Here is an 18,550-nt window from a genome sequence, read left to right as displayed (position 1 = left end):
TGCGCGGTTCGAGATCAGCCGGCGATCCCGGCGAGCTCGCGCTTCTTCGCCTCGCGGGCGAGCATGCGGTCGCGCTGCTCTTCGAACTTGAGCACATCCTGGCCCAGCTTCTCCAGGAACAGGCCGAGGCGCTCGCGCACGGCCTCACCGCGCGCGGTGAAGTCGGTGCGCTCGAAGATGTTCCACTTCTTGAGCACCGGCTGGACCACCTCTTCGAGGTGCTGGCGCAGGTCGTAGATGCCGTGCTTGGCCATCAGCACGCCGTTGCGGCGGAAATTGGGCATGCCGGCGCCGGGCATCTGGAAGTTCTCCAGGATCAGTGTGATCGCCTCGAGGGCCTGGTCGGGGGTCAGATCCAGGGCCGCGCCGCACATGTTGCGGTAGAAGATCATGTGCAGGTTCTCGTCGGCGGCGACGCGCTGCAGCATGCGGTCGGCGATCGGGTCGTCACAGACCCTGCCGGTATTGCGGTGGCTGACCCGGGTGGCCAGCTCCTGGAAGGTCACGTACGCAACCGAGTGCAGGAAGCCCGCATCGGCCTCGGTGGGGGAGGCGAACCCGTTGGTCATGTGGATCATGCGCGCCTCTTCGAGCGCGACCGGATCGACGCCACGGGTGACCACGAGGTAGTCGCGCATGACGATGCCGTGGCGGTTCTCCTCGGCGGTCCAGCGGCCCACCCAGGTGCCCCAGGCGCCGTCCTGGGAGAAGTTCTCGGCGATCTCGCGGTGATAGGAGGGCAGGTTGTCCTCGGTGAGCAGATTGGTGATCATGGCCGCCTTCGCGACCTCGTTCAGCCGGGACTGCTCCGGGTCCCAGTCCACCCCGCCGAGTGCCGCGAAGTTGCGCCCCTCATCCCACGGGACATAGTCGTGCGGATGCCATTCCTTTGCCAGGGAGAGGTGCCGGTTGACGTTTTCTTCGGCAACCGGCTCCAACTCCGTGAGCAGCTCGAGTTGAGTCAGATCCCTTGCCATATACAAGCCCTTCATGTGTGCGTGCGCTCTTGCTGGTCAGTCCCCCGGGTAGACCGTGTGCCGATGCGGCCATACCTTACGGCACCGTAGGTGTGATGCGAAACGCATCCGGCTGGCAAATGACAGCTCGTGATAGAGGTCATACGCCGTCGTCGGCGTTCGACAACCATCCCGAGTGTAGGGGGTCGACCCGCGGCGAGTGGTTTATCGCTACGGGCCGGGAGTCGTTAGCCCGGCGTGCTCGAACGTACAAAGATGCCGGCCGCCGCCGGGACGTTCTTCGGCGTTTGCCCCCGAAAAGGCCGACGAGCGCACCGCCGGGGTTCTTGGCCAACGCTTCTACGATCGTGCCGCCGCTGCCGCCGCCGCCGCGTGCCGCTGCCGCTGCCGCTGAGTATGTCGCCAATGCAGCCTGACCGGGTCTGCGAGGCCGCAGCGCCGGTCACCGCCCATCTGCCCGGTCAGGTAGGCCATCACGATCGGGGCCGGCATCGGCAGGGCCCTCGCCTGCGACCAGTTCGCCGTGCGGGTCCAGAGCGCCGACGGAAGGCAATGCCCTCGGGCTCGGTCGCCTCGGCCCACACTCCGCTGAGCAGCGTCGGCAATGCGGCCTTTACCGCATTTGTGGCGGTGGCCTGGTCGACACCCGACTTGTCGGCGATCTGTGCGAGGGGAACCTGGGAGAGCAAATCATCGAACGAAGTCATCGGCTCCACCTGTTGTGCAGGGATGCCCCCGGTGTGCGGGGACGCGCCGCGGCAAGGAAAGCCCACGCGAAATGTGCTGTTTCGCGGGTGCGCGTCGCGCGCGCCGAGGGACCGAAAAAAGACTCAGACGTCCGGTATCAAACCGGACGCCTGAGAAGGTGCCCCCAGTAGGGCTCGAACCTACGACCTGCGGATTAAAAGTCCGTAGCTCTACCAACTGAGCTATAGGGGCGCGGAGGGACAGTGTAGTTGGCCGAGCGCGGATCGGGTAACCGGGGGCGGTGTGCGTCCGGTGCGGCGCGGATCGGTTCGCTCGGGGTTGCCGGGTGCCGGACCCGAGTCGCGCTCTCGCAGCGGGTAACACGATGCGTGCGGGCAGCGATGCTGCCGGTAAACATTTGGTACCCAGCTTTGTTCATTCCGACCGCGCCGGGCTACCATCCAATCATGTTGCGTACCAATGTCTTTGGATTTGCGGGGGGTGTATGGCCGGCGTGCGGGGGGACGCAGCGAGGTGACTGGCCGGTGTCGCGCGGTCGGCGCCGCGGTGACCGGGCCGCTGGTCGACTCGGGTGAACAGTGCTGCGTCGCTGTCGAATTCGGAAATCCGAAGGACGATTGCGTGATGTTAGCTGTAACAGATATCCCGATGTTTCGGCGCCGCGAGTCTTCGGTTTGCCGCGTGTCGGATGGTCTTTCCGGGTACGGTGACGACTTGGTGAATTACGGAAGAATCGCCGACTTACGCGGCGATCCGGAATTCGGCTTATCGTTGTTGTGCCCGAACGTGTCGCGACCGGTACGGCCGATCGTGACTTCCTACGAGTCGACGCAGGGGGAGGCAGATCCGAGACGAAGTAATGCCCAGGTGCGCACCCCCTGCGGCGCACCTGGGCAGGAAAACTATACCAGCTGGTGTTTTTCGGGAATTTCGCAAGTTTTCGTACCGAAAGTTTGAAACCGGGCGAAATCCCGGTTTGAAGTATTGATAAAACTCATAACTTCGCGCCAAGGGTCCGTTCCTTTGGGGGGCAGCGTTTGGCGGCGAGTAGGCTTCGGAGGCGTTTCGAGCATGGCACGGCAGCAAGAGCGGGCCCGCCGGACACGCGCGGCGATTATCAGGTCCGCCGCCGTTGAGTTCGGGAAGAGCGGCTATGCCGCTGCATCGCTCAACCGCATATTGGAAGGTTCACGCGCCACCAAGGGCGCCATGTACTTTCATTTCGATTCCAAGGAAGATCTCGCTCGCGCGGTACTCGAGACCGCGGTCGACCGGTACCGCACATCGGCCGAGCGTTGGCTTGCCAGAACGGATCTCGGTCCGCTCGACGTCCTGCACGGGATGGTCGACGAGGTGGCATTGCGACTCGAGCACGACATCATCGTGCAGGCCGAATTCCGGTTGATCATCGAGCCGGACTTCTATCGCGACGTGCAGACCGGCGGCGGTCGGATCCTCGGCCGCGCGACCAGAGCGCTCGCGGTCCGCGCCATCGATCAGGGGCAGCTGCGCGCCGACGCCGACCCGGACCGGTTCACCCGCACCCTCTCGGCCGCGCTGGCGGGCCAGCGCTACATGATCGACATCCTCGGCAACGGGGTCGATCTGCGCGCCCGGTTCCAGGAGGCGCTCGAGGTCGTGGTCGAGGCGATGTCCACCCAGGAGTGGGTTGAGAAATTCCGCAACGATGGCTGGCGCGCCCAGGCTCGGCTCGAAGAGCTCGGTTTGGGAGCCTGAACAGCCGATTTGGGAATCGTGGCTGATCTGTCATAAGCTATCCCAGCTCCCAACGGACAGCCGTTGAAGCCGGTCCGGAGAAATCCGGGGCGAGCCCCCTTCGTCTAGCGGCCTAGGACGCCGCCCTTTCAAGGCGGTAGCGCGGGTTCGAATCCCGTAGGGGGTACGGTCTAAGGATCGTTGGAAGCAACGCAAGGCCCTGTGGCGCAGTTGGTTAGCGCGCCGCCCTGTCACGGCGGAGGTCGCGGGTTCGAGTCCCGTCAGGGTCGCAAAATAAGCGCCGGAGCAATCCGGCGTTTCGCGTATGGCATTCACCACGGGTGCCTGCGGCCAGGTAGCTCAGTTGGTACGAGCGTCCGCCTGAAAAGCGGAAGGTCGCCGGTTCGATCCCGGCCCTGGCCACTCGTAGCGAGGAGCCCCTGTCCCCACACAGTGCGGACAGGGGCTCCTCGTCTTTTTGCGTTTCCGGGGTGCGTGCGGAGGGCGGAAAAGGGGGGTCGGATGATCATGGTGGTGGAATGCTGGGGGGATGGCGGAGAAGTGGTACTACTGCTTGAAGCATCAGCGGGCCGAGAGTGGGAAGCAGTGCTGGTTCCGGGATCGGATGGGGCCGTATCCGGATCAGCGAACGGCTGAGCGGGCGTTGGAGATCGTGCATGCGCGCAATGCTCGGGAGGATGCTCGGGATCGGGATTGGCGCGACGGGCAGAAGTGAGCACGTGTCAGGGGCGGTGGGGGGCAACTGAATTCGCGGTGCGTGCGGGTCGGCGGGCGGGGTGCTCGGGTGGCGCGCGGTGTGATCTGCGAGGTAGTCGGCACGGCGCGGGAGAACGGGTGGCCGCGCGAGCGCGTATGCGCTCAGGAGCTCTTTAGGTCGATCAAGTACGGTTCTTTGCAATCAGACGAATGCTCCGGGTCCTGTCGTGGGTCTGCGGGCTGGAACAGGTGAGCAGGGAGGGCGACCCTTGAGGGTTACCGTTGTTGTGCCGACCTACAACGAGCGGGAAAATCTGCCGGTTGCGGTGGAGCGGCTGACGGCGCTGCCGGTGCCCGACCTGCACGTGCTCGTGGTGGATGACAGTTCGCCGGATGGCACCGGTGAGATCGCCGATAAGTTGGCGGCGGAGCTGCCGAACGTTGTCGGCGTGCTGCACCGGACCGAGAAGGACGGATTGGGCCGCGCCTACGTTGCCGGGATCACCCGGGCACTGGACGAAGGCGCCGACGTGGTGATCCAGATGGACGCCGACCTATCGCATCCGGCCGAGGTCATTCCGGCGATGCTGGACAAGCTGAACACCACCGATGCCGGTGTCGTGCTCGGTTCCCGGTACGTGCCCGGCGGGTCCACCGCCGAGGAGTGGAAGTGGTACCGCAAGGCGCTGTCCGCGTGGGCCAACTTCTACGTGAACCTGATCCTGCGCCTGGGTGTGAAGGACGCGACCGCCGGATTCAAGGCGTGGAAGGCCGATACGCTGCGCGCCATCGACGTGGCCTCGATTCGCAGCAACGGATATTCGTTCCAGGTCGAGATGAACCATCGGGCCGTCAAGAAGGGCATCGCGATCGCGGAGGTGCCGATCCGATTCGAGGAGCGCACCCTGGGCGCCTCCAAGATGAGCCTCAAGGTGCAGCTGGAATCGGCCCTGATGCCGTGGAAGCTGCTGTTCGGCCGCTCGGTCTGATCGCGTCGCGGACGACCGGGCACCTCGTCTATCGACCGGGCAGCCGGTGTAAAGGGTCTGCGCGGCGTGCCCGGTCCGACCGCTCGTCCCGGGACGCCCTCAGCGGTCCGGTGCTGGCCAGTTCAGCAGGGTGTCGAGGTAGAGCCGCCGGACGGCTTCGACCTTGTCGTCCAAATCGTTCGGATCCCAGCCGCTGACGTCGATCGGGTCGAGGATGGCGACATCCACGGTGCCCTTGCGTGCGATCATCGAGTTGCGCCAGTTGATTTCGCCCGCATTGCGGATCACCACCGGGATCACCGGCACCCCGGCCTGGATCGCGATGTGGAAGGCGCCCTTCTTGAACGGGCCGACGCCCGGCGTATACGACCGGGTGCCCTCGGGCGAGACCGCGATCGATAAGCCATCGCGCAACGTATGCACCACCGGCGCCAGGGCCGCCTTGGCCTGCGTGGTGTTCGAGCGATCGATGAAGGTGACCCCGACGAACCGCATCAGCGGACCGAAGATCGGATTCTTCGTCAGCTCCTTCTTGCCGATGCCGGTGACTCCGCCCGCCAGCACATTGGGCACGATGATGACGTCGAATTGGCTCTGATGGTTGAACAGGAAGACGGCGGGCCGCGGCGCACGGGCGTTTTCCGCTCCGGTGATCCGCAGCCGGATCCCGGTCGCCCGGAGCGTCGCACCGGTGCCATAGGCCATCAGCGCGTCGGCCATCTTCCGGCGCTGGCGGGTATGTGACTTGGTCAGCACGCCGAACACCGCTCCGGCCAGCAGTCCGGCGAATCCGGCGATGGTGCGCAGATAGTCGCTCGGGCGCGGGGGTTGCCGGGGACGGAAGTCCATGGTCGGCCAATGCTGATCGGCGGCAGTGACACCGAGCTTGTGATCGGGATTGACCGCCACCGGATGCCCTACCACCGACAGCAGCGGCAGATCGGCGATGCTGTCGGCGTAGACGTAGCTGCGAGTGATATCCAGGCCGTGGGCCGCGGCGAATTCCCGAACCGCATCGGCTTTGCCATTGCGCCACAGAGTTTTTCCATCGGCATAACCGGTGAGCACGCCCTCGGTCGTCGCCATGCGGGTGTACAGCACATGCTCGATACCGAGTGCGGCCGCGGCGGGCTCGACCTGGAATCTGGTCAGCGCGGTGATGAGCACCAGGGTATGGCCCGCGGCCTCGTGCGTCCTGATCAACTGCCACGCTTCGGGATACAGATGTCCGTAGATGGTGCGTCGGAACAGCCGCTCGCCCAACTGCTCCAGTTCGGCTTCCGGCCGGTCGGCCAGCGAGTGCGTGGCCTGTTGCAGAAACCGCCCGTATTCGCCGTCGGTGAGCCCGTTGCGGATGCTGCCGAGCAGCGTGCCCGCCGCGGTTCGGGCTCCCACGCGCCGGAATACCCGCCGCCACCACGGCGGTCGTGCGAAGCCGTCCACCACGGTGCCGCCGAAGTCGAAGACCGCGGCGACCTGCGGTCCCTGCGGTCCGGATCGGATCGCGGCGACCGCGCTCGCTAGATCCGCCGGAATCGCTGGGAACTGCGACTCCGCGGTACTCGATGCCCCCATCAGGCCCCCAGTACCGGCCGATTGGACGGGTCGAGCGCGGCGGCCTGTGCGATCAGGGCGGCGATGGTCCGCAGCTGGTCGGCGAATTCGACTCTGCGCTTGGTCAATTCGGCCCTCGGCTTGGCCGAATCATGGCTCACCCTGGTCAGCAGGCCGCGGTTGTCGGCGAGTTTCAGTGCGCTGGTGAACAATTCGGTGGATACCGACTCCGGGCTGTGCAGCCGCTGCTGCAACATCATCTGCTTGCCGACCGCGACGCATTCGTCGATGAATTCCTTGCGATCGATCTCCTCGGCGCTGTCGCGGGCCGCCAGCCGCTCGGCCACCACCAGCTGCGCGTCGACGAACGAGCGCAGCGCACGGTGGGCCATCATGAATCCGGAGGCGGTGAGCTTGTGCAGAACGTCCTCGCCGAGGGTGTCCTCGGCGGTGCGGGTGTGCCAATCCGGGTCGACCAGCAGCATCTCTGCGGTCATCTGCGCCGAGAATTCCGCCCGTTCCGGGAAGAAGAATTCGAACTTCAGCAGGTCGCGCAACTCGAAGGCCTCGTCCCATCCGGCCCGCAGCTGATCCGGCGCCCGCGTCTCCAACCCTGCCAGGATGGATAGTTCGAGGATGGCGCGGTTGATGAACCAGTGCACCGCGCTATTGCGATAGAACGCGGCTTCCAGATGCGCACCCGCTTCGATCGAGTACACCGGTTCCAGTCCACCGCGATACACCGTCACCACCTTGGCCAGCGAGAGCTGCTCGAGCACGACCGCGAGGCTCTGCTCATCACGCAACGCCGCCAACTCGCCGCGCGGCAGATCGCGCTTCTCGATGTAGCGCAGCACCGGGGCCAGCACGGTGCGCACCTCGCCGAGGGTGAGCGCGCGCTCGTGCACACCGAGCAGTGCCAGCGTGACCAGCGCGTTGACGGTGATCGGAGTGACCGCGTTGATGCCAACGGCGACCTCGAAGGCCAACCGCTGCACCGCCTTTCGCTCCAGCTCGGCGACCTCGGCCGACTCCGCCGCAACGCTCGGCTCGGTTTCGGACCGCTCGGTGGGGTGCAACGGAATGACAACCGCCGGCGGCCAGAGCGGATCACCGAACGCCCCGAGACGGTCGCGCGCCGACAACGGCGCACCGAAGCGCACGTAGACGTGTCCGGCCGAATGCTGTTGGCTGCGAACGTAACGCGCCAGCCAGGCCAGTCCCTCCGGCTTCTTCTTCCCGCCCACCTGTTCGGTGGCGATGGCGCCGAGTTCGTTGAGCCGCTCATAGGTGATCGACACCGGGACGAGCATGACATCGTCGATCCGATTCGAACGGACCGCGGAGGCAAGGTAATTCAGCAGTCCGTAGCGCGGCGGGCGCAGCTTTCCGGTGCGCGTGCGGCCGCCCTCGAAGTACCACTCCAGATTGAATCGCTTGGCCAGCAGATAGGCGAAGTACTCCTCGACCACCGCCTTGTAGACCTCGTCGTCACCGAAGCTGCGGCGAATGAATACGGTGCCGGTGCGTCGGGCGATCGGTCCCATCGGCCAGAAGCTCAGATTCGCGCCGCCGATCACATGATTGGGCGGAAAGTCGTTGCGGGCCAGCACATCACCGAGGACGAACGCGTCGACATAGGACCGGTGCGAAGGCAGGAAGACCAGCGGATAGTGGCGGTTGAGCGCGCGCAGTCCGTCCAGACCGGAGTCGTCGGAGTCCACCTTCCAGGTCGAGGCGTGGATCGGGCGCATCGCCTGGGTGAACAGATCCGAGACCAACCTGCTCTGCGCGGCCACGAGTTCGCGCAGCGCCTTCTCCGCCCGCCGGTACACCTCGTGCGGACTGGCGCCGATCTGATCGGCGATGAGTTCGAGCCTGCGCAGGAATTCGGGGGAGTCCAGGATCTCCTCGGCCACCAGCCGGGGCACCTTGTACCGGTCGCCGATGACGGAGCGTTCGGCGCGTTCCAGCGCGACCACCGCGGCGCGCATGATGGCGCGGGCGAACGGTTCGGCGGAGCCCTTGACGAGCAGGGCCGCCGCCTCCGGATTATTGGCGCGCAGCTCGCTGAGCAGGGCGGGCTGACCGGTGAGCACCACATGCCGGTCGGGCGAGCCGACCAACCGGCGTTGCGCCAGGCGATTCGGCTGGCGTGGATTGGTCAGCAGGGCCAGGTCGGCGAAGGTGATGCGGCGGACCCCGTCGCGCTCCGGCGGTAGCCACAGCACCCGGATCGGCACCACGAGCGGATCGTCGCGCCGCCCGACCAGCCGCGCGCCGATCGCGCCCGCGTCCAGATCCAACTGGGTGATGGGTGCGTCGACGCCGAGGTCGTGTTTGATCCCGCCGTCGGCGAGCCAGGCGCCGACGAGTTCGCGTTCCACTCCGGAGCCCGCGTCGATGAGCGCCACCACCGACTTGGGTGCCGTGGCTCGAGCCGGAGCGGGCGAATCCCCGCGCTGATCGATCATGCTGTTCCTCCGCAACTGCCGATCCCCCTATTGAAGCCCGCCACGGGATTCCGCGCAGGAACTCCGGCGGGCGAGTTGCGTTGCGGCATCCGACACGATGCTTTCGATCGCGACCGATGGTGATCGCCGTAGCGACTGCTTGCAGGTCGCTCGAAAGGGGCCGCTAGCGACTGCTTGCAGGTCGCTCGAAAGGATCAGCCTAGGCTGCGTGCATGGATTGGGCGTTACGCGCGTGCGGCTGGCACGGCCATTACACCTACGCGCCGGACGAGCAGGATCTGGCGGATCGTTTGCATGTGGAGACCGTGGCGGGGGTCGCGTGGCGGTGTCTGCGCTGCGGCACCTTCGTGCCGGGCGAACCGGTCGGCTCCGGCCCCGCCGATCACGCACCGGAGGTGCCGCGCGGGCGACTGCTGCGGGACCGGTGGCTGATGCGGGCGCTGGCGATCGAGCGGTTGGCGCGCGGACTGCTATTGGTGGTGGCCGCGCTCGCCGTCTTCAAATTCCGCTCCTCGCGCGAGACCATGCGCGCGGACTTCGACCGGGACCTGCCGCTGCTGCGGCCGCTGGCCGATCAGATCGGGTGGGATATCGACCGATCCAAGATCGTGCATCTGATCGATCAGGCGTTCTCGCTGTCGAATACGACGCTGCTGTGGGTGGGTATCGGCATTCTGTGCTACGCGACGCTGCAGGCGATCGAGGCGGTCGGGCTGTGGTTGGTCAAGCGCTGGGGTGAGTATTTCGCGGTCGTCGCGACCAGCATCTTCCTGCCGCTGGAAATCTACGAGTTGACCGAGAAGATCACCGTGCTGCGCATCGGCGCGCTGTTGATCAATATCGCCGCGGTGGTCTGGCTGATCTACAGCAAGCGGCTGTTCGGACTGCGCGGCGGCGGGGCCGCGTACCACGCGGAGCACAGCACGGAGAGTCTGTTGAGCGTCGAGCGGTCGGCGCTCGCGGTGCCTGCGGAGTAACCGTTTTCGCGTTCGTCGCTGTGGTTGTCGGCACAGTAGCGGTTTACCGAGGTAATGCTAACCTTACTTTCCTGAGTTAGGTCAGCGTAACTTTTGGAGGACCGTTGTCGACCACGGAGCGCTTGCGCGTTGAGTATGTGACCGATCCGGCGGCAGCGATGTCCCGGCTGGCCGCGGCCGAGCGCTTCGGCGAATACGTGATGTACGAGCGGCCCGGCGAATGGGTTTTCGCCGCGGATCCGCTCGGCAGCGTCGAACTCGACGCGAACGAGTTGCGCGTGGTCTGGGACGGGCGCGGTACCGCCGGTGCGTGGGAGGGCAGTCCGGCCGGCGTCATCGACCGCGCGCTCGGCACGCTGCCGCTGGGTGGGCGACAGGCCTACGGCTGGATCGGATTCGAGTTCTGCGCATGGGCATTGGACGCGACCGCACATCTGCATCCGCGAACGGCACTGGCCCATTTGATGATTCCGCGCATCGAGGTGCGCGTCGGCGCGTTCGGCGTCCGGATCACCGGCGCGACACCCGCCGAGGCCGATGAGATTCACGAGCTCATCGCCGCCTCGCAGGACACCGAACTGCCGCGGGCGCATCCGGTCGACGTGCGCCTCGATCCGACCGGTTATCGCGATCGGGTCGCCGAGGCGGTCGCGGAGATCGGTTCCGGCCGTTACCAGAAGGTCATTCTGTCCAGGAAGGTCGATCTGCCGTTCGCGGTCGATGTGCCCGCGACCTACCGGCTCGGCCGCCTCAACAACACCCCGGCGCGATCATTCCTGCTGCGCCTCGGTGGGCTCGAGGCGGCGGGATTCAGTCCGGAACTGGTCGCCGCCGTTGACGAGGACCGGGTGGTCACCACCGAGCCGCTGGCCGGGACTCGCGCCTTCGGGCTCGGTGCGGCCATCGATATGGCGGCGCGCGCCGACCTCGTCACCGATCCCAAAGAGATCGTGGAGCACGCGATTTCGGTCCAGACCTCCTTTGCCGAGATCACCGAGGTGGCCGACCCGGGTACGCCGGCGGTCTCCGATTTCATGGCGGTGCGCGAACGCGGCAGTGTGCAGCATCTGGCCTCGACGGTTCGGGGACGCCTCGCCGCGGACCGTTCCAGTTGGGATGCGCTGGAAGTGCTCTTCCCGTCGGTCACCGCCTCCGGAATTCCGAAGCGGGAGGGCGTGGATTCGGTATTCCGGCTCGACGGCGCGCCGCGCGGTCTGTATTCCGGGGCCGTGGTGACGATTTCGCCGTCCGGTGCGATGGAGGCCACTTTGGTGCTGCGCGCGGTCTATCAGACCACCGAGGGCGCCTGGCTGCGTGCGGGCGCCGGCATCGTCGGGCAGTCGCGGCCGGACCGGGAATTCGAGGAGACCTGCGAAAAGTTGGGCAGCATCGCGCCCTACATCGTCAAGGCGTAAGAGCGGACCCATCAAGATCGAGGTGCGCTCCGAATATCTGCTGGGGCAACCCGGTTATCGGCGACATCCGGGTATAGATCGGGGGCGGCGTAATTCGGACTCACGCCACCCCCGATCGTCCGGTCAGCCGTGGCTGGCGCGCAGGGCCTTCTTATCGACCTTCCCGACGGCGGTGATCGGGAGCGAGTCGGCGCGGCGCAGGATGTCCGGGAGCTTGTAGGTGGCCAGGCCTCGGTCGGTCAGGAACGACTTGAGCTGCGCGAGAGTCGGCATATCGCCGTCGACAACCAGGACGGCGCACACCTTTTCGCCGAGCGCGGCGTCGGGCAGGCCGACGGCGGCGGCGTGCCGCACGGACGGGTAGGCGAGCAGGTGTTCCTCGAGTTCGTCGCAGGAGACGTTCTCGCCGCCGCGGTTGATGACGTCCTTGATGCGGCCGGAGACGATCAGATGTCCGCTGGGGAGGCGGCGGACGAGGTCGCCGGAGCGGTAGTAGCCGTCGGGGGTGAAGGCGCGGGCGTTGTGTTCGGGGGCGCGGTAGTAGCCGCGGATTGTGTAGGGGCCTTTGGTGAGTAGTTCGCCTTCGTCGCCCGGGGCGACATCGTTGCCGTCGGCATCGACGACGCGGATCTCGTCGGCGGGGGAGAGCGGGCGGCCCTGGGTGGTGCAGACGAGGTCGTAGGCGTCGTCGAGGCGGGTGTAGTTGAGCAGGCCCTCGGCCATGCCGAATACCTGCTGAAGTCGAACGCCCAGCGCTGGTTCCACCTCGCGGGCGTTCACCTCGGCCAGCCGGGCGCCGCCGACCTGAAGTAGTCGCAGCGAGCCGAGCTCGGCGTCCTCCCATTCGGTTGCCGCGCACCAGAGTTGGGCCAGCGGTGGCACGACCGCGGTGACCGTGACCTGATGGCGTGCGATCGCGGCGAAGGCGCTCTCCGGACTCGGATCGGTGGTGAACGCGACGGCTCCGCCCACCGCCACGGTGCCGAGGATGCCGGGGCAGGCGAGCGGGAAGTTGTGCGCGGCGGGCAATGTCGCGAGGTAGACGTCGTCCTCGGTCAGTCCGCAGATCTCGGCGCTCGCGGTGGCGTTGTAGGCGTAGTCGTCGTGGGTGCGTGCGATCAGCTTCGGCAGGCCGGTGGTGCCGCCGGAGACCAGCATCAGCGCGATATCGCTCGGGTCGATATCGGGGAGCGCACCGCCGTCGCGGGGAATCGAATTCAGCTCGGTGAAGGTTCCCGGATCGCCGAGCACCAGAATATGGCGCAGGGTGGGCACGGCCGCGCGGACGGTTTCGGCCAGTTCGCGGTAGTCGAAGTCGCCGAGCCGGTCGGCCACGATGTAGGCGACCGCCTCGGAAAGTTCGGCCAGATGCTCGATTTCGGCGCGGCGGTGGGCGGGCAGGGTCAATACGGGAATGATGCCGGCGCGTAGCAATCCGAACAGGACGGTCAGGAATTCCGGCACATTCGGCAGTTGCACGACCACCCGGTCGCCCGGCTCGATCCCGAGTGCGAGCAGGCCGTGCGCCATTCGGTCGGCCTCGGCGTCCACCCACGCGTAGCCGCGCGCGCCACTGGCATCGAGCAATGCGGTTCGGTGCGGGTGCTGGGTCGCCGTCGCGCGCAACAGGTCGCCGAGCGGTCGGCCGGTCCAGTAACCGGCCGCGCGATAGGCCTCGGCATCGGCGGTCGGAAAGGGGACGTAGCCGTCGCGATGGGTGGGCGAGGTGGATGTCGAAGTCACGGGCTGCCTCACAGTGATCTACCGCATGATTAGGGTCTCGTAACATAGGTTAGGCAACCCTATATCAGTGCGATAGGCTACCGCCGAGCAGTCTCGATCCGCCGGATGCGGCGGCGACCAAGGAGTGACAGCGCCAGATGGAGCCAGCACAGCGACCGGGGAACGGGGCGGGGACGACAATCGACCGCGAGGAAATCCGCGCCGCGATCGCGAAGCAGCTCGACATATCCGTCGAGACGATCGCCGACGGCGATGATCTGATCCAGTTGGGGCTGGACTCCATCCGCACCATGAAACTCGCGGGTGGCTGGCGTAAGCGGGGTATCGATATCAACTTCGCGCTGTTGGCGGCGAATCCGACGGTCGACGGGTGGCATGAGCTGCTCGGCGGATCCGCGGGAGCTCAGCGGGGCGATGCGGGGGATGTGCGGTCGGGCGATGCGGGTGCGGCGGGGGATCGGGCCGAGGACGAAACTCCCTTTGCGCTCGCGCCGATGCAGCACGCCTATTGGATCGGGCGCTCCGAGTCCCACGAACTCGGTGGCGTCGCGGCACATCTGTATGTCGAATTCGACGGTGCGGGAGTCGATCCCGCACGGCTCGAGCGGGCCGTCGATGCGCTAGTGCGGCGGCATCCGATGCTGCGCACGCGATTCCTCCCGGATGGCACACAGCAGACCATGGCTCGGCCGCGTCGCTCGGTGTGGACCTGCACCGATCTTCGTGATCTACCGTCGGATGAGGTGGAGCGCAGGCTGGAGCAGCTGCGGGACAACAGAACTCATCAGCGGATGGCGGTCGAGGACGGTCAGGTCATCGATATCGCCTTGACGCTATTGGCGGACGGCCGGACCCGGCTGCACCTCGATGTCGACATGCTCGCGGCCGATGCGATGAGCTACCGCATTCTGATCAGCGATCTGGCTCGGCTCTATCACGGCGAATCGCTACCGCCGCAGACCTATACATTCCGGCGCTACCTCGCGGAGAACCCGAGCGGGACCGGCGCCGAACACGAGCGGGATCGGCAGTGGTGGCAGCAGCGGCTGCCCGAACTGCCCGGCGCGCCGGAACTGCCACAGGCGTCGGCGGTTTCGGGAGCGAGCCGTACCGTGCGGCACCACCGCTGGCTCGCACCCGAGGCGAAGACGCGGGTATTCGAGGCCGCGCACGCCCGCGGCATCACACCGGCGATGGCACTGGCGTCGGTCTTCGCCGAAACCATTGGCGGCTGGTCGGCGCAGCGTCGGTTCCTGCTGAATCTGCCGCTGTTCCACCGGGAACCGGTGCATCCGGAGATCGACGGGGTGGTCGGCGACTTCACCTCCTCGGTGCTGCTCGAGGTCGATGTGACCGAACCGGCGACCGTCACCGAACGCGCGCGGGCGCTGCAGGCGAATCTGCATGCGGCGGGTGCGCATACCGCCTACTCGGGACTGGAGGTGCTGCGCGACCTCGGGCGGCAGCGCGGCGAACCGGTCCTCGCGCCGATTGTCTACACCAGCGCGCTGAATCTCGGTGAATTGTTCGCCGACACGGTGACCGAGACCTTCGGCGATCCGGTCTGGATCATCTCGCAGGGCCCGCAGGTGCTGCTCGACGCGCAGATCACCGAGGTGCACGGTGGACTGCTGCTGAACTGGGATGTCCGCGAATCCGCCTTTCCCGCGGGCGTGATCGAGGCGATGTTCGCGCGCTACATCGACGCCATCATGCGGCTGGCCGGGGACCTCGGATCGGGCGAGATGTCGTCGGCCGGATGGGATGCCGAGGCAGCGCTGCGGATTCCCTTGGAGCAGGCGGAAACCCGTGCCCGGGTCAACGCCACCGCCGGACCCGTCAGCGGACGGCTGTTGCACACCGGCTTTTTCGCCAATGCCGCGACGAATCCCGATGCACCCGCGCTGATCTGGGAACCGGGCGGCGTCGCCTCCTATGGCAAGCTCGCCGCCGAGGCGCTTGCCGTCGCCGGTGCGCTGCGCGATGCCGGTGTGCTGCCCGGTGATTCGGTCGCGGTACAGCTGCCGAAGGGGCCGGACCAGGTGGTGGCGACCCTCGGTGTGCTGGCCGCGGGCGCGGTCTACGTACCGATCGGCTTCGACCAACCCGCGGCCCGGCGCGCGGAGATCCTGCGCACCGGTAATGCCGTCGCCGCCCTGACCGTCGGCGATGACGAGATCCCGCAGATCCGTACCCTCGCATTGGCCGAAGCCCGCGCCTATTCGAAACCATTGGCGCGCCCCATCTTCGGCGATCCGGAAGCCATCGCCTACGTCCTGTTCACCTCCGGTTCGACCGGTAAGCCCAAGGGCGTGCAGGTGCCGCACCGCGCGGCCATGAACACCATCGACGACCTGAACGAACGCTTCGAGCTCGACGCCGCCGATCGCGTACTCGCCCTCTCGGCACTGGAGTTCGACCTATCGGTGTACGACATCTTCGGCCTGCTCAGCGCGGGCGGCGCGGTGGTCGCGGTCGATGACGCGCAGCGCGGTGAACCGGCGACCTGGGTGGAACTGATTCGCCGCCACCAGGTTTCGGTGCTCAACTGCGTGCCCAGCTTGCTCGACATGCTGCTCACCGCGGCCGCCGGTGCGCCGCTCGGGTCGCTGCGGATGGTCATCCTCGGCGGTGATCGGGTCGATATCGCCCTGCCCGGCCGCCTCGATGCCGTGGCACCCGCCGCGCGCTTCGCCGGGCTCGGCGGCGCCACCGAAACCGCCATCCACTCCACCATCTGCGAGGTCGTCGACGGCGCGGTGCCCGCGGCATGGACCGCCGTCCCCTACGGCACGCCGCTGCGCAATGTGCGGTGCCGCGTCGTCGGCCCCACCGGCCACGACTGCCCCGACTGGGTGACCGGTGAACTGTGGATCGGCGGCGACGGCGTCGCGGCGGGCTATCGCGGCGATCCGGAACGCACCGCCGAACGCTTCGTCGTGCACGACGGTATGCGCTGGTACCGCACCGGCGACCTGGCCCGCTACCTGCCCGATGGCGCACTGGAATTCCTCGGCCGCGCCGATCACCAGGTCAAGATCCGCGGCTACCGGGTGGAACTCGGTGAGGTCGAGAGCGCGCTGCGCCAGGTTCCGGGCGTCCGTCACGCCATTGCCGCCGTAGTCGGCTCCGCCGCGCCGAAACTCGTGGCCGCCCTTGTCCCCGAGGCGAATACCGAGCTCGTCCCGGAGGCGGTACGCGCGGCCGTGGCGGAGCTGTTGCCCGCCTACATGATTCCGACGCGCCTGGAAGTTCTCGCGGAACTGCCGCTGACCTCGAATGCCAAACCGGACCGCAAGGCCGTGCGCGCGGTACTCGAACGCGCCGATGACGCAGTCGAATTCGTCGATCCGCGCACCGACCTGGAACGCGCACTCGCCGATATCGTCGGCACGGTCCTGGACACCGCACGGGTCGGGGCCACGGACGACTTCTTCGCCCTCGGCGGTGACTCCGTCCTCGGCACGGCGGTGATCGCCCGCGTCCGCGAGTGGCTGGACGCACCGGACGCGATCGTCGCCGACCTCTTCACCGCCCGCACGGTGGCGGGCCTGGCCGCGCGCCTGCTCGACCGCGAGGCCGACAAGGGCGCTGCCGGGAGGCTGGAGGCCGTCGCCGAGATGTATCTGGAGGTGGCCGCGATGAGCGACGACGAGGTGCTGGCCCAGGTTTGACGGTGGCGGCTCGCGGGCGGGTCGAAGCGGATGAGCCGCACCCCGTCCAGGACTAGACTTCCCGGTATGAGCAGGTGGGATACTTCCGACATTCCCGACCAGAGCGGCCGCACGATCATCGTCACCGGCGCGAATAGTGGGCTGGGGGCGGCGACCGCGCGGGCGCTGGCGGGGGCCGGTGCGCAGGTGATCCTGGCCTGTCGGAATGTGGCCAAGGCTGAGCGGGTGGCCGGGGAGATCGGGGAGCGGGCCTCGGTGCGCAAACTCGATCTCGCGGACCTGGCCTCGGTACGGGAGTTCGCCGATGGGGTGGACCGGCTCGATGTGCTGATCAATAACGCCGGAGTGATGGCAGTGCCGGAGCGGCGCACCGCCGACGGTTTCGAAATGCAGATCGGCACAAACCATCTCGGACATTTCGCGCTGACCGGGCTACTGCTGGACAAGATTTCGGATCGGGTGGTCACCGTGTCCAGCGGTGCGCATCGGGTCGGGAAGATCGATCTCGACGACCTGAACTGGGAGCGCCGCAAGTACCAGCGCTGGCCCGCCTATGGTCAGGCCAAGCTGGCCAACCTGATGTTCGCCTACGAATTGCAGCGCAAGCTCACCGCGGCGGGTTCGTCCAAGATCTCGGTGGCCGCCCATCCCGGTTATGCCGCAACGGATCTCCAGTCACACACCGAATCCATCCTGGACTCGATCATGGCGCTGGGCAACCGGCTGCTGGCGCAGAGCGCCGAAATGGGTGCGCTGCCCGAGATTTACGCGGCCACCGAGCAGGTCGAGCCGGGCGCGTTCTATGGTCCGGACGGCTGGGGCGGCATGCGCGGCTACCCGGGGCCCTCCGGTTCGACTGCGGCGTCCAAGGACGAGGAGGTCGCGCGCGGCCTGTGGGAGCTGTCGGAGAAGCTGACCGGCGTCACATACAACTTCGGGAAATAAGCGACGGACGTCCAGGAAGCACGACGCCCAGCCGAATCCGTTTGCCAGCGCCGTGAACACCCGTGACTCACATCACATTCGGTGATGTCACACCTCGCCTCACCGCGTCGTCGTCTCTGTGAACCCAACCGAATGGAAAGGCACAGATCATGGAACAGCGCTTCAACTTCCACGCCAACCCGGTCGGCGGCAGCTTCGTCAAGCGCCTCAACACCGCGGGCAAGGTCGTCGACGGATCCGGCCTGCCCGCCGCCACCTACGAACTGGTCAAGATCCGCGCCAGCCAGATCAACGGCTGCGGCTACTGCACCGATATGCACACCAAGGACGCCGCACACGCGGGCGAAACCTCGGTGCGGCTCAACCTCGTCGCCGCCTGGCACGAGGCCACCGTCTTCACCGATGCCGAGCGCGCCGCCCTCGCCCTCACCGAGGAGGCCACCCGGATCGGCGACGGCCGCAGCGTCAGCGACGAGACCTGGGCGCAGGTGCGCAAGCACTACGACGACGACCAGACCGCGGCCCTCATCGCCGCCATCGCCATGATCAACGCGTGGAACCGGATGAACGTCATCGCCCGGACTCCGGCCGGTGATTACGTCCCCGGTCAGTGGGGGTGAACCCCTCTGCTACAGTGGCCGACGTGCAGCGCGTCTATTTC

Annotated in this window: 13 protein-coding genes and 4 tRNA genes; 11 read left to right on the top strand and 6 right to left on the bottom strand. The window is 66.9% G+C overall.

The window, feature by feature from the left end; all coding sequences use genetic code 11:
- Positions 1 to 14: 14 nt before the first annotated feature.
- From ACHQ4I_RS05125 to ACHQ4I_RS05115, 3 genes are all read right to left on the bottom strand, one after another.
- A complete protein-coding gene (locus ACHQ4I_RS05125; RefSeq protein WP_420770503.1) occupies positions 15 to 977 on the bottom strand; it encodes an acyl-ACP desaturase in 963 nt (320 codons plus the stop codon).
- Between the two features lie 473 nt (positions 978 to 1,450).
- Positions 1,451 to 1,684 carry a DUF937 domain-containing protein gene (locus ACHQ4I_RS05120; protein ID WP_420770502.1) on the bottom strand — a complete coding sequence of 78 codons (234 nt, stop codon included), beginning with the start codon at positions 1,682 to 1,684 and terminating at the stop codon, positions 1,451 to 1,453.
- Positions 1,685 to 1,843: 159 nt separating this feature from the next.
- Positions 1,844 to 1,916 (bottom strand) — tRNA-Lys (locus tag ACHQ4I_RS05115).
- Between the two features lie 840 nt (positions 1,917 to 2,756).
- Between ACHQ4I_RS05115 and ACHQ4I_RS05110 the strand changes: the two genes are divergently transcribed.
- From ACHQ4I_RS05110 to ACHQ4I_RS05085, 6 genes are all read left to right on the top strand, one after another.
- Positions 2,757 to 3,422 carry a TetR family transcriptional regulator gene (locus ACHQ4I_RS05110; protein ID WP_420770501.1) on the top strand — a complete coding sequence of 222 codons (666 nt, stop codon included), beginning with the start codon at positions 2,757 to 2,759 and terminating at the stop codon, positions 3,420 to 3,422.
- A gap of 93 nt (positions 3,423 to 3,515) precedes the next feature.
- Positions 3,516 to 3,588: transfer RNA gene (locus tag ACHQ4I_RS05105), tRNA-Glu, on the top strand.
- 29 nt (positions 3,589 to 3,617) lie between these two features.
- Positions 3,618 to 3,691: transfer RNA gene (locus ACHQ4I_RS05100), tRNA-Asp, on the top strand.
- A 59-nt stretch (positions 3,692 to 3,750) separates the two neighbouring features.
- Positions 3,751 to 3,824 (top strand) — tRNA-Phe (locus tag ACHQ4I_RS05095).
- A 127-nt stretch (positions 3,825 to 3,951) separates the two neighbouring features.
- Positions 3,952 to 4,137 (top strand): hypothetical protein, encoded by a 186-nt coding sequence (locus ACHQ4I_RS05090; protein WP_420770500.1) that lies wholly within the window; start codon positions 3,952 to 3,954, stop codon positions 4,135 to 4,137.
- A 250-nt stretch (positions 4,138 to 4,387) separates the two neighbouring features.
- Complete coding sequence (locus tag ACHQ4I_RS05085; protein WP_420770499.1) at positions 4,388 to 5,107, top strand: polyprenol monophosphomannose synthase; 720 nt, start codon at positions 4,388 to 4,390, stop codon at positions 5,105 to 5,107.
- Between the two features lie 99 nt (positions 5,108 to 5,206).
- Here ACHQ4I_RS05085 and ACHQ4I_RS05080 read toward each other — a convergent pair whose 3' ends face one another.
- Both ACHQ4I_RS05080 and ACHQ4I_RS05075 read right to left on the bottom strand, forming a co-directional pair.
- Complete coding sequence (locus tag ACHQ4I_RS05080) at positions 5,207 to 6,682, bottom strand: HAD-IB family hydrolase (protein ID WP_420770498.1); 1,476 nt, start codon at positions 6,680 to 6,682, stop codon at positions 5,207 to 5,209.
- Complete coding sequence (locus tag ACHQ4I_RS05075) at positions 6,682 to 9,135, bottom strand: glycerol-3-phosphate 1-O-acyltransferase (RefSeq protein WP_420770497.1); 2,454 nt, start codon at positions 9,133 to 9,135, stop codon at positions 6,682 to 6,684. The genes ACHQ4I_RS05080 and ACHQ4I_RS05075 overlap by 1 nt, the downstream gene beginning before the upstream one ends.
- Before the next feature lie 212 nt (positions 9,136 to 9,347).
- Here ACHQ4I_RS05075 and ACHQ4I_RS05070 point away from each other — a divergent pair, with 212 nt between their 5' ends.
- Both ACHQ4I_RS05070 and nbtS read left to right on the top strand, forming a co-directional pair.
- Complete coding sequence (locus tag ACHQ4I_RS05070; protein WP_420770496.1) at positions 9,348 to 10,112, top strand: DUF2127 domain-containing protein; 765 nt, start codon at positions 9,348 to 9,350, stop codon at positions 10,110 to 10,112.
- 104 nt (positions 10,113 to 10,216) lie between these two features.
- Positions 10,217 to 11,527 (top strand): nocobactin biosynthesis salicylate synthase NbtS, encoded by a 1,311-nt coding sequence (gene nbtS / locus ACHQ4I_RS05065; RefSeq protein ID WP_420770495.1) that lies wholly within the window; start codon positions 10,217 to 10,219, stop codon positions 11,525 to 11,527.
- A 123-nt stretch (positions 11,528 to 11,650) separates the two neighbouring features.
- Here nbtS and ACHQ4I_RS05060 read toward each other — a convergent pair whose 3' ends face one another.
- The gene (locus ACHQ4I_RS05060; RefSeq protein WP_420770494.1) at positions 11,651 to 13,270 is read right to left on the bottom strand and encodes a (2,3-dihydroxybenzoyl)adenylate synthase; all 1,620 of its coding nucleotides are present in this window, start codon (positions 13,268 to 13,270) and stop codon (positions 11,651 to 11,653) included.
- A gap of 137 nt (positions 13,271 to 13,407) precedes the next feature.
- Between ACHQ4I_RS05060 and ACHQ4I_RS05055 the strand changes: the two genes are divergently transcribed.
- The 3 genes from ACHQ4I_RS05055 to ACHQ4I_RS05045 all read left to right on the top strand — a co-directional run bounded on the left by ACHQ4I_RS05055 (position 13,408) and on the right by ACHQ4I_RS05045 (position 18,509).
- The gene (locus ACHQ4I_RS05055; protein ID WP_420770493.1) at positions 13,408 to 16,944 is read left to right on the top strand and encodes a non-ribosomal peptide synthetase; all 3,537 of its coding nucleotides are present in this window, start codon (positions 13,408 to 13,410) and stop codon (positions 16,942 to 16,944) included.
- A 66-nt stretch (positions 16,945 to 17,010) separates the two neighbouring features.
- The gene (locus ACHQ4I_RS05050) at positions 17,011 to 17,889 is read left to right on the top strand and encodes an oxidoreductase (protein WP_420770492.1); all 879 of its coding nucleotides are present in this window, start codon (positions 17,011 to 17,013) and stop codon (positions 17,887 to 17,889) included.
- Between the two features lie 149 nt (positions 17,890 to 18,038).
- The gene (locus ACHQ4I_RS05045; RefSeq protein ID WP_420770491.1) at positions 18,039 to 18,509 is read left to right on the top strand and encodes a carboxymuconolactone decarboxylase family protein; all 471 of its coding nucleotides are present in this window, start codon (positions 18,039 to 18,041) and stop codon (positions 18,507 to 18,509) included.
- Positions 18,510 to 18,550 lie beyond the last annotated feature (41 nt).

The sequence above is a fragment of the Nocardia nepalensis genome, assembly GCF_048910785.1.
GTDB classification, from domain to species: domain Bacteria; phylum Actinomycetota; class Actinomycetes; order Mycobacteriales; family Mycobacteriaceae; genus Nocardia; species Nocardia nepalensis.
This window is presented reverse-complemented; position numbering and strand designations above follow the sequence as displayed.

What these genes read in the sequence shown, in the direction of transcription:
- ACHQ4I_RS05125 (WP_420770503.1), bottom strand. Translation starts at nt 977, where the DNA reads ATGGCAAGGGATCTGACTCAACTCGAGCTGCTCACGGAGTTGGAGCCG.
- ACHQ4I_RS05120 (WP_420770502.1), bottom strand. Translation starts at nt 1,684, where the DNA reads ATGACTTCGTTCGATGATTTGCTCTCCCAGGTTCCCCTCGCACAGATC.
- ACHQ4I_RS05110 (WP_420770501.1), top strand. Translation starts at nt 2,757, where the DNA reads ATGGCACGGCAGCAAGAGCGGGCCCGCCGGACACGCGCGGCGATTATC.
- ACHQ4I_RS05090 (WP_420770500.1), top strand. Translation starts at nt 3,952, where the DNA reads ATGGCGGAGAAGTGGTACTACTGCTTGAAGCATCAGCGGGCCGAGAGT.
- ACHQ4I_RS05080 (WP_420770498.1), bottom strand. Translation starts at nt 6,682, where the DNA reads ATGGGGGCATCGAGTACCGCGGAGTCGCAGTTCCCAGCGATTCCGGCG.
- ACHQ4I_RS05075 (WP_420770497.1), bottom strand. Translation starts at nt 9,135, where the DNA reads ATGATCGATCAGCGCGGGGATTCGCCCGCTCCGGCTCGAGCCACGGCA.
- ACHQ4I_RS05070 (WP_420770496.1), top strand. Translation starts at nt 9,348, where the DNA reads ATGGATTGGGCGTTACGCGCGTGCGGCTGGCACGGCCATTACACCTAC.
- ACHQ4I_RS05055 (WP_420770493.1), top strand. Translation starts at nt 13,408, where the DNA reads ATGGAGCCAGCACAGCGACCGGGGAACGGGGCGGGGACGACAATCGAC.
- ACHQ4I_RS05050 (WP_420770492.1), top strand. Translation starts at nt 17,011, where the DNA reads ATGAGCAGGTGGGATACTTCCGACATTCCCGACCAGAGCGGCCGCACG.
- ACHQ4I_RS05045 (WP_420770491.1), top strand. Translation starts at nt 18,039, where the DNA reads ATGGAACAGCGCTTCAACTTCCACGCCAACCCGGTCGGCGGCAGCTTC.